The following is a 14,136-nucleotide window of genomic DNA, read 5'->3' on the forward strand; positions in this document are numbered from 1 at the left end:
TTCCTATTGCTCCGCCCACTTGATACTGCATCCAATGCTGGGCATTTGCTTCTCAGGTATGGGCCGGTCTTCCAGAGTAGCATCCAGAGCCGCACGCAAGTTTGCCCCAGTAACAGGCAGGCCATTGCTTGGAGTACTTTCGTCCAAGCAGCCGTGATAGACTAGTCGACTTTTGGAATCGAAGAGAAAAAAATCCGGTGTACACACAGCGCCAAATGCCTTAGCGATTTCTTGAGATTGGTCGAAGAGCAGGGGAAAGGGGAAGGCATGCTCAACGGCCATCTGTCGGAGCATATCTGGAGCATCCTCAGGATACCTTTTGCTATCGTTAGAACTAATTGACACGAAAGCAACACCACGAGGCTGATAATCCTCAGCCAGCCGTTTGAGCTCCTTCAACACGTGAGCAACAAAGGGACAATGCCGACAGACAAACATGATTAAGATGGCTCCTTTATTGCCACAAGCTTCTCGATGAGAAACAAGTGTACCTTTTGCAACGTCTCGAAGGGCAAAGGCAGGCAGAAAGTGTCCGATAGGCATAGAGCTGTTGGCGGTGGTAGGCATGAAGGGAGAGGGTGCCAAAAAAAGGAGGAGGACTCAACTCTTTCATTGGGAGGTTTTGTTGAGTGTTGACCCAAAAGGCGTGTTTGGCTAGGCAAGCGATGTGACATACCTTACCCATCCAATCCATATCAATAGAAACCGACGTTCTCTTGGCCAGTTCTCTCAGGAAGAAGTATCCACTGGCCTGGCGTCCGGGCGTTTTCTTCCGACTGACCTAGGCTGGACTCTGGGAATGGAGGCTTGGAAGCCGCTTTCCGAATTCCAGGATTTGCTCCAGCCGCTTCCGCCACAGAAATTAGGAGTGTCCATTCCCCCTACACTTTTGCTTGAACCTCTATGGGAAAAAAGACACGAAGTCGGCTTTTTACAAGCACTGCTGCAAACTGTTAGAGGACTCTTGGTAAATCCCGCTGAGATTTTCTCAAAAATGCCTACCGAGGGAGATTATCTTTCCCCCATTCTCTACGTCATTATCCTAACAGTAGGTGTAGGGATTTGTACACTACCTTACAGTAGGTTTTACGCGGCAGCGTTCAGGAGGTTGGTACACGGCTTGCCTGGTGTAAATACGCTGAATATGAGCTTCTTTGAAGTAGATTCCCTCAACCTAGCAAGCGCTGCAATGGCGATTGCACTTATGCCAGTCCTAGCGACCCTAGGGAGCTTACTTCGTGCTAGCTTCTTGCACCTAATTTTGTACCTTGTGGGCGGCGCAAACAAAGGATTCGAGTCTACGTTCCGAATTATTTGTTATTCAGACGCCACAGCCGCCATTTTTCGTTTGCTTCCTTTTTTAGGGATCCTAGTTACCTTTGTATTTGATGTCCTGTTGTTGATCGTGGGCCTTAAGAAGGTTAACCAGATAGAGGGATGGCGTGCCGCCTTGACAGTGCTCTTTCTTCCTTTCTGTTTCTTTGTCAGTGTTGGAGCGGGTATTCTGTTTCTGGCCTTTCCATGAAAAAGAAATTGCAGTAGATTGCGCTGTTGAAGTTTCTGCGACAGAAAAAAAAGACGGGGTCCGTCCATACCTGCCCCCGAGTGTTGGTTTTCCGCGGGCTGGCTCTACAATACTCTTAAGTGAGTTGAGTTAAGTGGAATTTTTGTTTTTTACTTCCAGCTGCGCAAGCCTTGACTTATTCGATCTCTGACAGAGAGCCTTGCCTGGTGGCGCTTTTGTTGAGAAATAGATAGAGGGAATTGTTTTTTCCTTGGATGGTACCGCGGTCTTCCCCAGGGGAAGTATCGGGATCATCCTGCTGGGGTCAGGGCTATTCGGCTCTTACCCCGTTTTCTAAGGCTAGCCTCGGAAGAAAAGTGGAATGGAACAGTATCAACGACTCCTCCGTTTAGTTCTTGAAAAGGGAAAGTGGAAATTGGACCGCACGAAAACTGGTACCCTTTCCGTCTTTGGCGCGCAGGAGAGATTTGATCTGCGCGAGTGCTTTCCTCTTCTTACTACAAAGAGGATGCATGTGCGCTCGATTATTCATGAACTTCTCTGGTTTCTTCGAGGAGATACTAGTGTCCACTATTTAAACGAAAATCGAGTGACCATCTGGAATAAATGGGCCGATGCTGAAGGGAGTTTGGGACGCACTTACGGAGCCCAATGGCGGAATTGGCGCACCCTGGAAGGGAAACCTGTCGATCAGATTCAATCAGTGATTGACCACATCCGCACTAACCCTAACAGTCGGCGGCTGGTAGTGTCCGCCTGGAACGTTGGTGAACTTGATCAAATGGTTCTGGCTCCCTGCCATGCTATTTTTCAATTTTATGTTCAAGACGGTGAGATATCCTGTCACCTCTATCAGAGGAGTGCAGATCTCTTTCTCGGAGTTCCGTTTAACATTGCTTCCTATTCCTTGCTAACACTTATGGTAGCGCAGGTGTGCAATCTCCGCCCCTTCGAGCTAGTCCATACCTTTGGGGATCTACACCTTTATCAAAATCATCTAGAACAGGCACATCTTCAGCTCCAACGGAAGTGCAGGATTTTGCCCCAGATGTATCTTAATCCCAAGGTACATGAGATTGACGAATTTCGCTTTGGAGATTTTTATCTCGTCGGATACCATCCGCATCCTACCATTAAAGCCCCTGTCTCAGTATGAAAGCCATCGTTGCAATAACAGAAAACCGCGTCATCGGGTATAGAGGAGGGATTCCTTGGAGGCTTCCAGAGGACCTAAGATTTTTTAGGGAGGTTACTTGGGGTGCCACCGTAATCATGGGACGCAGGACATATGACTCTATTGGACATCCTTTGCCAGGAAGAGAAAATGTTGTTCTCACGCGCAAAGGAGGATTGCAAGTGGCGAGGAATGGAGTGCTTTGTACCTCTGACCTGAAAGTGATTGCTCGATTGTGCAAGCAAGTGGAAAAAAGCGGAGGGGAAGTGTTTGTGGTTGGTGGGGCGTGCGTCTATAAAGCCTTGTTGCCGCTATGCAACGAGATCTTTGTCACCCACGTGAAGGGTTACGGTTCCTTGAAGGAAGATACCTTCTTTCCACCCTTTGAGAAGGAGTTTGATTCGAAGGCATTTATTCGGGAGAATAAGAGGATGCGGATTGTGCACTACCTAAGGAGGGGACCCAAAAATGAAGGCAGACCAGGTCTAACCCACCGTAGATTGTAGGTAGTAGAGCTTGACCTGCCCCATGCCGTTTCCTAGTTGCTTGCTTTCGCCTCCTCGTTCAGTTTCCTCACCATCCCCGGGGTAGTCTCCTCACTTGCGTTAAAACCCACTCGCTTCGCATGAATATAGGAGAGAAAAGCGAATCAAGCAACCATCCTAACAAGATGCCCACCACACCTTTTGCGCGGCCCCAGTGCAGTCCCCTAGCAACTTGTAAGGGGGAGGAAAGCGTGACTTCCTGCACCGAGAAGGACTTGAACCTTCAACCAATTGATTAAGAGTCAACTGCTCTGCCATTGAGCTATCGGTGCGTAAGGAGGAGAAAGCAAACCCCAGAGACCTTGTAGTGATAAGCTACAGCCTCAGGACGAGACTACTCTCTCTGAAAAAAAGTTTCTCCTCTATATACACTGGTACTAGGTAGAGAGCAACGAACAAAAAGCTGTACCTATTATCCCACTTTTCTTACCCTCATCCGTACAGTGGGGTAGAGCTCGGCTGCCCCTCGCAATTTACTCATGGCAGGCTTGCACAGCGATCTCAAGGCTCAGGAATACGGGTGGAAGCAGATTGATAGGCTGGAAGGATTGGAGTCTGTACGCAAACGGCCGGGCATGTACATCGGCGACCCTGATGAGCGTGGACTGCACCATTGTGTTTTTGAGGTCCTCGACAACTCTATCGATGAGCATCTGGCGGGGTTCTGCACTCGGATTGAGGTCTCCATCCATAACGATGGGTCAGTGTCCATCTGTGACAATGGTCGTGGTATTCCGATAGAGAGTCATCCAAAATGGGGTATGCCTGTCTTGGAGCTCGTCCTTACCAATCTTCATGCAGGTGGTAAGTTTGGTCAGGGTGCATACAGGTACAGTGGTGGCTTACATGGCGTGGGTGCCAAATGTGTCAATGCGCTTTCTGCATGGTTTCAGGTGGACGTGCTAAGAGAAGGTAGGGTGTACCGTATGGCTTTTGCACGTGGTAAAACTACGCAGCGATTGACAATCCTCGGAGATCTTAAGGATGGGAATCAAACCGGAACAGTGGTTTCATTTTTGCCTGATCCAGAAATTTTCACAATCACCACAGAATTTAAGTATGAACGGCTGGCCGTGCGGCTCCGTGAGCTTGCATTCCTTAATCCTGGTCTTGAAATCATCCTCTCTGACGAAAGAGAAGATGCAGTCCAAAAACCCCGCTCCGAGACATTCTTTTACAAAGACGGCATAAGCGAATTTGTCCATCAGCTTGGAGAGAATAAGCAGCTTCTCCATCCTAAGCCTATTGTTATCTCTAGCCAGCGTGGAGATGTTTTCGTAGATGTGGTGCTACAGTATAACGACTCCTATTCAGATCACATTCTCTGCTTTAGTAACTCGATTTCAAATCCAGACGGCGGAGCACACTTGACTGGATTCCGCACAGCTCTTACACGAGCCATCAATCAATATGTGAAAGTCAATAATCTACTTAAGGAAAGGAGTTTCCTTTTAAGTGGCGAGGACGTTCGTGAGGGGCTCGTCTGCATTTTGAGCGTTAAGTTGCCCAACCCAAGATTCGAATCTCAAACTAAGGTCAAACTTGTTAATACCGAGGTGGAGGGAATTGTCCACTCTGTCGTATATGAAGGGATGATGGGCTACTTTGATAAGGCTCCTACAGTCGCCAAGTGGATCGTGGAAAAATGCCTGATGGCCGCGCGAGCTAGGGATGCAGCAAGACGGGCTAGGGAAACCGTTCGCAAGGGCGTTCTTACTGGAGGGGGATTGCCTGGTAAACTTTCTGATTGTTCAGAGCGGGATCCCTCACTGACCGAACTTTACATCGTCGAAGGGGACTCCGCTGGAGGATCTGCTAAACAGGGTAGAGACCGTCGCTATCAGGCTATTCTTCCTATTCGTGGTAAGCTGATTAACGTTGAGAAAGCGCGCCTAGATAGGGTCCTTCAAAATACTGAAATTCAGGCCGTGGTTACCGCAATTGGAACAGGCATTGGGATTGGAGATGGGGAGGGATCCTTTAACTTGGAGAAACTTCGCTACGGACGAATTATCATCATGACCGATGCCGACGTGGATGGTTCCCATATCAGGGCTCTCCTGCTCACGTTTTTCTTTCGCCAGATGCAGGAGCTGGTGCGGCGGGGCTGTATTTACATTGCCCAGCCCCCCCTCTACCAAATCAAGCGCAAGAGACATGAGGAGTATGTGGAAGACGATATCCAACTCAATCGTATTCTCCTTACGCTTGGCGCCGAGGAAGTTCGTCTTGTGGATTTATCTGATAGAAAAGAATTTACGCAGCTACAACTTAAGGAAATTCTGGGGTTGTTGGAACGCCTGGAGAGGTACGGAAGCGCCGTACGAAAACTTGGCGGAGACTTCGGGAGTTACCTTGCATCAGCACACCCAAAAAAAGGAACCCTCCCTACGCATCTGGTACAAATTCACGAAGGAAACAATGAGACCATCAGGTATTTCCACGACGAAGAGGAATTAAAAGACTTCGCGGCCGCTAATCAGGACCTAGCACTTTTTGGGGAAAAGGTAGAAACAAATAGCGGGATAGGATTGGTTTCAGGGAGCCAGTCTCGTCGCCGCTGTCGACTAGTAACAATCCATGAGACCGCTGGAATCGAAAAACTTATCCGTGAATTATTCAAATGGGGATTCCGTGCTGAGCACTACTCGGTTCAAAAAACCCCTGTTTTCGTCGTAGTGGAAGGCACTGTAGGAGATCGGCAAATCCGCCATGTAATATTTGCGATTCCCCACATTTTGGAGCTTGTTATGGAAATTGGCAGGAGAGGTGTCCAAATCAAGCGGTTTAAGGGACTGGGGGAGATGAATGCCAGGGAGCTCTTTGAGACTACGATGAACCCTAGGAAACGCAGACTCTTGAAGGTTCGGTTGGACGAGACCAATGCGGTAGAAGCAGACAGAACGTTTACCATCCTAATGGGGGAAATGGTGGGGCCACGGAGACACTTTATTGAGGAGAATGCCCTAAATGTTCGCAATCTAGACGTCTGAAGTTAATGCATACGCAAAACGAGAAGGCTGAATTAGTAGATGTAGCCGAGGAAATGTCACGATCTTTCCTCGACTACTCTATGTCTGTCATTATTTCCAGGGCTCTCCCGGACGCTCGTGATGGTTTGAAACCTGCTCAGCGGCGTATCCTTAATGCTATGTATGACCTACGGCTCTTCCCAGGTCACCAACACGTTAAGTGTGCAAAGATCTGTGGTGACACAAGTGGAAACTACCATCCACATGGAGAAATGGTAATTTACCCGACACTTGTTCATATGGCCCAGCACTGGGCCATGCGGGAGAGATTAGTAGAGGGGCAAGGTAACTTTGGGTCAGTGGAGGGTGACCCCCCGGCCGCAATGCGCTATACAGAAGCGCGTCTAACACCCCTCGGAGCAGCTCTCATGGAGGATATCTTCCGAGAAACAGTGGACTTTGTTCCTAACTACGACGGGCGCCTGACTGAACCAACAGTTTTCCCAGCCGCATTTCCAAACCTGCTGGTTAATGGCAGCATGGGAATAGCCGTTGGTATGGCGACAAGTATTCCACCGCATAACCTGGGGGAAGCAATCGAGGCCACCTGCGCCACGATCGCCAATCCTGATATTACGATCGACGAATTGTCAACTTATATCAAGGGTCCTGATTTTCCTACTGGCTGTCAGATTTATGGCACTTCTGGAATTCGGCAATATTTTGAAACTGGGCGTGGTTCGGTTAAAGTGCGGGGGAAGGCTGGTATTGAAGAAATTAAAGGTGGTCGCGAGCAAATTGTAATTACGGAAATTCCCTACAATGTTAACCGTGCTGCCTTTGTCGAGCGCATTGCTCAGCTTGTTAGCCAGAAAATAGTTACGGAGATTAGTGCAGTACGAGACGAGTCGGACGAAAATACTCGTGTGGTTGTCGAGCTAAAACGGGATGCAGCGCCAAAGATTGTTATCAATCATCTCTTTAAATACACTCAGTTAGAGACGTCCTTTCCCGTATACATGCTTGCTATCGATCACGGTAAGCCAAGGTTGCTTCCCCTGAAAGAAGCAATACGGTGTTATACTGAGCATCGGCGTGAGGTGGTTTTAAGGCGCACGCGTTTTCTGCTTCGACAGGCAGAAGAACGTGCAGAGAAACTTGAGGGCTATCTCATAGCGCTTGCTCACCTAGATGACTTTGTTCGCATTGCTAGGGAAGCCGATTATAGGGAGGAAGCCAAGACTCGTCTCATGGCCTATAAGCTGGCGCAGGACCGGGTGCAATCCATTGGTATTTGCGTTCGAAGCACAACTCGCCTGGTTGAGGAAAGTTATCCGTTTAGCGCAACGCAAGCAGACGCAGTTCTGGAGCTACGCCTTTACCAACTTACTAGTCTCGAGCAAGAAAAGATCAAGGGAGAGTATCAGGAACTTTTGGAGAATATTGAGGATCTGAAGAGCATTCAGGCTAATGAATCTCGTGTGTTGAGTATCATTCAGTCTGAATTGCGTGCTGTCCAGGAGCGGTATGCTACTGCCCGTCTCACTGGAATTGCGTCCGAAGAAAGTGAAATCCACATTGAGGATCTCATTCCCAATGAGGGCTGTATTATCACAGTGACCTATGGTGGCTTCATCAAGCGTACGGCTGTGAGTGCCTATCGCGCCCAGCGCCGTGGCGGGAAGGGGGTTATCGGCATGGTCACGCGGGATACTATGGCTAATGCTAATGGTCAGGAAGGAGATTTCGTTGAACATTTGTTTACAGCTAGCACACACGATTACCTGATGTTCTTTACTAAGACTGGGCGGTGCTATGTCGAGAAGGTGTACGAGATACCAGAGATGGGACGCGCCTCCAAGGGACGCTCCATTGCCAATCTTCTCAATCTCCGGCCTGGAGAGAGTATCGCTGCCACGCTACGAATTCAGTCTAAAACCGCAAATTCTAGCACCGCTGCGGTAGAAGACCGCACTTGGAACACTTCCTTGCACATCCTCTTTGCCACAGAAAGTGGTATCGTCAAGAAGTCCAATCTTGGCGACTTCTCTAACGTTCGTAAGGGGGGAATCATTGCAATCAAGATTGAACCAGGAAATCAGTTAATCGACGCTGTACTTACCTCCGGTGATAGCGAGGTGGTCCTTGTCACTCGTAAGGGAATGAGCATCCGTTTTCATGAGGAAGAATTAAGGGACCAAGGACGCGACACGGTCGGGGTGTTGGGCATTCGTCTGGAAAAGGAGGACGCTGTGGTGGGCATTACCATCGTCCGACCTAATGCCACACTGCTTGTTGCTGGTGAACATGGAATAGGAAAGCGCACCCCCTTCCACGTTTATCGACTGCAATCCCGCGGTGGTAAGGGAGTTATTACAATGAAAACTGGGGGTAAAACAGGCTATGTGGTAGGTGCACTTGCCGTCGGCGATCAAGACGAGCTAATGTTGATCACCACAGGAGGCCAGTTAGTCCGCACTCACATCCTTGGGATTCGTGAGGCCGGACGCAATACCATTGGAGTGAAGCTGATTAATCTGCAGGCAGGCGAGAAGCTCCAGGCGATAGCTCCTGTCGTGAGCCAAACGACTGGCGAAGGGTCAGCCTCAGAGAGAGTGTAAGCCTCTTCTCTCCTTTCCGCGCTGGGAAGAAGGGGGGCTCTTGCCTGCAGTCGCACCGCGCTTGTCGGCCTTGCATCGCGCCCCTCCCATTTCGCTACGCTTGAAGTATCTCCCCTTCCATTGTAACTATGGTCGAGCCTCATGGAGGCTTGCCCTAGTCGTCTTCTTGGTTCTTGTACTAAAGGGGGAAGTTTTTTCCGACGGAGGTACCGTACAGATTTCCAAAAAAGCCGGCCCATTTCGGATTACTATTTTCACCGCCTCCGCTATTGTACACGCTGGACTGGAGGATGCCAGTATACTAGTACAGGACCATTTAACTCATCGGCCCTTACTAAATGCCAAGGTCTCCCTTGCACTTCGGTGCCTCAACAAACAGCCAGCAGTTACTGCAGAGATCTGGAAGCCGCCCTGTTGTCGGATGAAACCTAATCTAACTACATATCAGGCCACTCACACGGCGGCGACGAACAAACTATTATATGCCGCCACGGTAGCCTTTCCGATAGCTGGTAAATGGGAAGTACAAGTGGAGGTGTTGTCTCCCGATACACGGAGTTCGGTAAGTGGCATACTGTACGTGGCACCACCCATCTCCCCTCTACTTGGTTACTGGCCTCTCTTTCTCTTCCCGATAGTTACCGTCATCGGTTATGTTGCTCACTGCCGCTTATGCTCTACTCGTACTCAAAAACCCACTCATACCCACATAGAAACAGTCTATGAGGTCCTCGACTGAGGGTTATCAAAGGATGCGTGACCATACCCGGATTTATCTACGAAGCCGCCTCACGTTGTCCTTTCCTAGGAAAAGCACCAGCAACATAATCCTATACCAGGAAAATGGTAAAGAGTGTGCACAGTCGATGTGTTTTGATTGATGTCTGTATGAAAAACGAATTTAATCGGTGTGGTCTTTAGGTTAATCATGAAAGACTTCTGGTGGATCATGTTTATCGTGACAGCAGCATTGCTCTCCGCATGCGAGAGGACGTCAAGCCGAACAAATGATACCACAGGTCAAAACCGATATGGGGGCGGTGCTATAGGTTTTTCAGGTGCTGCCAAGCAGGACGGCCGACTCATAGAAGGTAATAGATCCTCCTATATTACTCATGGCATTGAAGGCTCAGTAGAGTCTTCTCCCAGGATTCCCCAACCCTCAGAAACTGCTGACAAAAATCCAGATACCCCGCATTTCTCCTCCAACCCTCCTGGTGCTGCAAAGGCGCTGCAGGAGACTCCCTATGCTGCTCCAGTACCTGGTAAAAAAGGTCTGGTAACTAGCCCGTATGCGCCTTATACGGGATATGTTGATGTTCGTGACTACCCACCTGGACAGGAAGTGAGATGCCCTTATACAGGCAAACTTTTCCGTGTTCCCTAAGACAGTGGCTATCCTGGCTCCTGGACTCATTGGAGGGTCACTAGCTTTGGCATTAGCGCGAAGGGGAGGGTGGAAGATTCACGTTTGGGCCCGGGGGGAGACATCCCTTCAAAAGGCAAAGACGTTGCTTCGGCCACTGAAGGCATCTTTACAATTTGAGGAGGTCATCCCTGGAGCCAAGGTGATAGTTTTATGCTCCCCAGTTTCTGCTATGGGGAGGCTGGCTAGAAAAATTCGGCCCTTTCTCGACGTAGATGCAGTTGTTACTGATGTTGGGAGCATCAAGGTGTTTGTCACGCGGGAATTGGTTCCCATCTTGGGGGATTGTTTTTTGGGAGGACATCCAATGGCCGGTTCCGAGCGAAGTGGTCTGGAAGCAGCACGATGGGACCTCTTCCTACAGGCCCCGTGCATTCTCACGCCATTGGGCCCGGCCCATCACCCCGCGGTTATCTCTCGCTTGGAAAAGGTGCGTGACCTATGGGATTCTGCCGGGGCACGAATTTTTGAAATGACACCGGAACAGCACGATACAGCAGTGGCGTTTGTTAGTCATCTGCCGCACGTTACTGCTGCTGCTCTCGTAAGCACCATCTGTTCTCAGCCTCCATCTCTGCAAGAAATCGCTGGTGGAGGATATCGAGATGCAACACGTATCGCACAGGGAGCTGCGGATCTATGGTTAGATGTGCTTCTAGAGAATCGGGAAGCTATTCTGGCAGCCCTCTCTCACTACGATGACCAGCTTCGAACCCTGTCTCATCTCCTCAAGATGTCAGATACAGAAGGCTTGTACAATTTTCTAGAAAAGGCAAGCGTGGCTAGGTCTCTACTCAAGAATTAGAGGTATGCTAAAAATTGAAGGTGGTGTACCTCCTATCCATTGTGCAATCACGGTACCTGGAGACAAGAGTATCTCTCACCGAGCCTTAATGATTGCCGCCCTCTCTAACGGGGTTTGTAAAATTACAAATTTGCTCTATGGGGAGGATTGTCTGCACACAGTGAAGGCTCTACGCGAGCTAGGGATCTCCATTGAACTACTGCCAGAGCGTTGTTCTGCCATGGTCCATGGATGTAGTGGAAAATTTCGTACTCCAAAAAGAGACGTCTATTGTGGCAACTCTGGCACTACTATGCGGTTACTTGCTGGCATCCTAGCCGCCCAATCGTTCTGTTCTCGACTCGTTGGGGATCCTTCCCTTTCGAGACGCCCAATGAAGCGTATCATGGAACCTCTATCCCTTATGGGAGCAAAATTGTCAGCAGGGGAAGGGGATGATTTTCCGCCGCTCTTGGTCGAAGGGAGGAAACCACTGCGGCCTATCATTTATCGAATGCCGGTGGCCAGCGCGCAAGTCAAGAGTGCCATCCTTCTGGCTGGATTGTCTGCTCAAGGAGAGAGCACCGTAATCGAATACACGAGAAGCCGTGATCATACAGAGCGCATGTTGCAGGACTTTGGAGTTACCATCCGAAGACATGGGGAAGAGATTTTATTGAAAGGTCCCTCCATACCACAGGCCCGTAATTTTCGTGTCCCAGGGGATATTTCGAGCGCGTCGTTTTGGATATTAGCAGCAGCCGCTCAACCAGGTGCAAAACTTCTCATCAGGAATGTAGGATTAAATCCATCTCGCAGAGCTGTCCTGGATATTTTATCCCGAATGGGGGCACACATTCGGGCAATGTCGACAGAACAAGTAGAGATTGGGGAACCGTCTGGTTCTATTGAGATCACTGGAGTACAACTGCGCGCGACCACTGTCCAAGGTGAGGAAATCTCCAACGCGATTGATGAAATCCCCATCATTGCGGTAGCCGGGGCACTCGCTCAAGGGGAGACTATCATTCGTAATGCACAGGAGCTCAGGGTAAAAGAGACCGATCGCATAGCTGCCCTAACAGCCAATTTACGGGCTATGGGCGTGAGGGTTGTAGAGCGTGGGGATGGCATGGAAATACAAGGTAAAGATTCTCTTATTGGGGCGCGTCTGAAGAGCTTTGGCGACCACCGGATTGCGATGGCGTTCTCCATAGCTGGCTTATTTGCTGTAGGGGAGACCATTATTGAAGACACAAGTTGCATTAGAACCTCCTATCCAGGTTTTGAGAAGACCCTACGGCAGTTTTCAAAGGGCCTGATTTATCAAGATTTAAATTAAGACGGACAGGGCGAAAAACCTGCTATAAGATCATCCCATTTGCTCTATGGATGATCCTCCGATTGTTTCCATTGATGGCCCAGCAGCGGTAGGAAAGAGCACTATTTCGCAAGCAGTAGCACAGCGCCTGGGATTTCTATTTGTCAGCTCCGGCGAGCTTTACAGGTCAGTCGCTTGGATGGCGTTGGAGTCAGGCATATCCGCAAAATCGAGCGAAGTACTCAGCAAATTTCTTTTTCAACTCCGAGTTTCAAGTAAATTCCTCTTAGGAAAAGCTGTTTTCCTTGTTAATGGTGTAGACTGCGCTACGCATTTGAAGGACGTACCTGTGCAACAGCACGTCTCTCTCTTTTCTAGGGTTCCTGAATTTCGTCGGGCACTACTTAAACCGCTACGAGATTTGGGTAGACGCCTCCCTCTAGTGGTAGAGGGTCGCGATATTGGCTCAGTTGTCTTCCCAGAAACCCCGTATAAATTTTATCTGGATGCCTCTAAAAAAGAGCGCCAACATCGTCGAGAGATGCAAGGAATCATGGATACAATTGAGGAACGCGATCGGTTGGACTCCACTCGGGAAATAGCACCGTTGATTCTTCCAGAAGGGGCGTGGCTCGTTGACACTACTCGCCTGACACAAGAGGAGGTAGTACAGCGGGTTTTACGATTACTTACGACACAAGGACTTCTGCACTAATTATGACACTTGTTTATGGAATCGGCTATTGGCTTTGTAAGCTGGCTGCAGCAGTCCTCTTTCGCTATAAGATAATCCATCCAGAACGAATGGTTGAGAGAGGCGGGGTGGTTTTGGCAGTTAACCACACAAGCTACCTTGATCCTCCTCTTGTCGGTATCTGCTCTCGACGGGATGTGTACTTTCTGGCTCGAAAGACACTCTTAGAATGGCCCATCCTGGGCCCTCTATTCCCGAATATGAATACTATCCCAGTGGATCGAGATGGGGTAGCAGGCGGAATGGCCCTAAGAGCTGTTATCCAAAAGATTCGCAGAGGAAATGCAGTGGTACTTTTTCCAGAGGGTGCACGCTCTAGGGACGGCACCCTGCATCTGGCGCGACCCGGCATAGGTCTTATCGTCGCAAAGACACTTTGTCCAGTTCTGCCCATGCGGATTTTTGGTGCCAATAGGGCACTCCCATTTGGGAGGAAGACGCCATACCCTACGAGAATCACCACTGTAGTCGGAGAAGTAATGCACTTCTCACTTGAAGATGTGCAACCTGCTAACGTAGAGACATATAGAAGAATTAGTCAGCGAGTCATGGACGCCATCAATGATATCCGCCTATCGCAAGAAGGACGAATCCGCACTATGTAGCGGCAGCAGTGCTACTGACAACACCCTCTCCGGGGGGTGTCCCCACTGAAGGTAGGCGAGACTTCTTGCGATTGGCTAGATTCCTGTGGATAATGCCGCGCTTGGCAGCCTTATCAAGTAAAGAAGATAAAGCCATAGAAGCCTTACGAATGGTCGCTTTATCTCCTTCCGGAATAGCCAGAAGCTTTTTTTGTCGAGTCCTAAGGGTGCTCAGGACGCTTGCATTGCGGGAGGCGTTACGGGCGTTCTGGCGTACCCTCTTGGCAGCAGATTTAGTGTTGGCCATGAAAAACTGGATTTGGATGTGTATCTTTTTTTTGCCAGGAGGGAGAATCGAACTCCCGGCCAAGGGCTTATGAGTCCCCTGCTCTACCGCTGAGCTATCCTGGCGTGGATTGAACTTCATCCT

General features: G+C 49.4%; 13 protein-coding genes and 2 tRNA genes. 11 read left to right on the plus strand and 4 right to left on the minus strand.

Features of this window, described 5'->3' with window-relative positions; genetic code table 11:
* Positions 1-3 precede the first annotated feature (3 nt).
* Positions 4-567 carry a thioredoxin family protein gene (locus JMM79_02090; protein ID QQY08044.1) on the minus strand — a complete coding sequence of 188 codons (564 nt, stop codon included), beginning with the start codon at positions 565-567 and terminating at the stop codon, positions 4-6.
* A gap of 100 nt (positions 568-667) precedes the next feature.
* Here JMM79_02090 and JMM79_02095 point away from each other — a divergent pair, with 100 nt between their 5' ends.
* The 3 genes from JMM79_02095 (at position 668) to JMM79_02105 (ending at position 3,205) form a co-directional block, all read left to right on the plus strand.
* On the plus strand, positions 668-1,525 hold the full coding sequence (locus JMM79_02095; GenBank protein QQY08045.1) for a YIP1 family protein: 858 nt from the start codon (positions 668-670) through the stop codon (positions 1,523-1,525).
* 361 nt (positions 1,526-1,886) lie between these two features.
* Positions 1,887-2,681, plus strand: a complete 795-nt coding sequence (locus JMM79_02100) for a thymidylate synthase (GenBank protein QQY08046.1) — start codon at positions 1,887-1,889, stop codon at positions 2,679-2,681.
* Positions 2,678-3,205 (plus strand): dihydrofolate reductase, encoded by a 528-nt coding sequence (locus JMM79_02105; GenBank protein ID QQY08047.1) that lies wholly within the window; start codon positions 2,678-2,680, stop codon positions 3,203-3,205. The genes JMM79_02100 and JMM79_02105 overlap by 4 nt, the downstream gene beginning before the upstream one ends.
* A 239-nt stretch (positions 3,206-3,444) precedes the next feature.
* On the opposite strand, the gene JMM79_02110 is transcribed toward JMM79_02105, so the two are convergent.
* Positions 3,445-3,516 (minus strand) — tRNA-Lys (locus tag JMM79_02110).
* A 207-nt stretch (positions 3,517-3,723) separates the two neighbouring features.
* Here JMM79_02110 and gyrB point away from each other — a divergent pair.
* The 8 genes from gyrB to JMM79_02150 all read left to right on the plus strand — a co-directional run bounded on the left by gyrB (position 3,724) and on the right by JMM79_02150 (position 13,727).
* Positions 3,724-6,237 carry a DNA topoisomerase (ATP-hydrolyzing) subunit B gene (gyrB, locus tag JMM79_02115; GenBank protein ID QQY08048.1) on the plus strand — a complete coding sequence of 838 codons (2,514 nt, stop codon included), beginning with the start codon at positions 3,724-3,726 and terminating at the stop codon, positions 6,235-6,237.
* A 5-nt stretch (positions 6,238-6,242) separates the two neighbouring features.
* A complete protein-coding gene (gene gyrA / locus JMM79_02120) occupies positions 6,243-8,837 on the plus strand; it encodes a DNA gyrase subunit A (protein ID QQY08049.1) in 2,595 nt (864 codons plus the stop codon).
* A 40-nt stretch (positions 8,838-8,877) separates the two neighbouring features.
* Positions 8,878-9,576 carry a hypothetical protein gene (locus JMM79_02125; GenBank protein ID QQY08050.1) on the plus strand — a complete coding sequence of 233 codons (699 nt, stop codon included), beginning with the start codon at positions 8,878-8,880 and terminating at the stop codon, positions 9,574-9,576.
* A gap of 189 nt (positions 9,577-9,765) precedes the next feature.
* Positions 9,766-10,224, plus strand: coding sequence for a hypothetical protein (locus tag JMM79_02130; GenBank protein ID QQY08782.1), 459 nt, complete (start codon positions 9,766-9,768; stop codon positions 10,222-10,224).
* Positions 10,214-11,068: a prephenate dehydrogenase/arogenate dehydrogenase family protein gene (locus JMM79_02135; protein QQY08051.1), complete on the plus strand. Its 855-nt coding sequence runs from the start codon at positions 10,214-10,216 to the stop codon at positions 11,066-11,068. Before JMM79_02130 ends, JMM79_02135 begins: the two co-directional genes overlap by 11 nt.
* A gap of 4 nt (positions 11,069-11,072) precedes the next feature.
* Positions 11,073-12,389: a 3-phosphoshikimate 1-carboxyvinyltransferase gene (gene aroA, locus JMM79_02140; protein QQY08052.1), complete on the plus strand. Its 1,317-nt coding sequence runs from the start codon at positions 11,073-11,075 to the stop codon at positions 12,387-12,389.
* 46 nt (positions 12,390-12,435) lie between these two features.
* Positions 12,436-13,083, plus strand: coding sequence for a (d)CMP kinase (gene cmk / locus JMM79_02145; protein ID QQY08053.1), 648 nt, complete (start codon positions 12,436-12,438; stop codon positions 13,081-13,083).
* 2 nt (positions 13,084-13,085) lie between these two features.
* Positions 13,086-13,727, plus strand: a complete 642-nt coding sequence (locus JMM79_02150; GenBank protein ID QQY08054.1) for a 1-acyl-sn-glycerol-3-phosphate acyltransferase — start codon at positions 13,086-13,088, stop codon at positions 13,725-13,727.
* Here the strand turns inward: JMM79_02150 and rpsT are convergent.
* Positions 13,720-14,013: a 30S ribosomal protein S20 gene (gene rpsT / locus JMM79_02155; protein QQY08055.1), complete on the minus strand. Its 294-nt coding sequence runs from the start codon at positions 14,011-14,013 to the stop codon at positions 13,720-13,722. The two genes, JMM79_02150 and rpsT, sit on opposite strands and share 8 nt — an antisense overlap.
* Positions 14,014-14,045: 32 nt before the next feature.
* Positions 14,046-14,117, minus strand: a tRNA-Met gene (locus JMM79_02160).
* Positions 14,118-14,136 lie beyond the last annotated feature (19 nt).

It is taken from the genome of Candidatus Xiphinematobacter sp. (genome assembly GCA_016766635.1).
Lineage (GTDB): Bacteria > Verrucomicrobiota > Verrucomicrobiia > Chthoniobacterales > Xiphinematobacteraceae > Xiphinematobacter.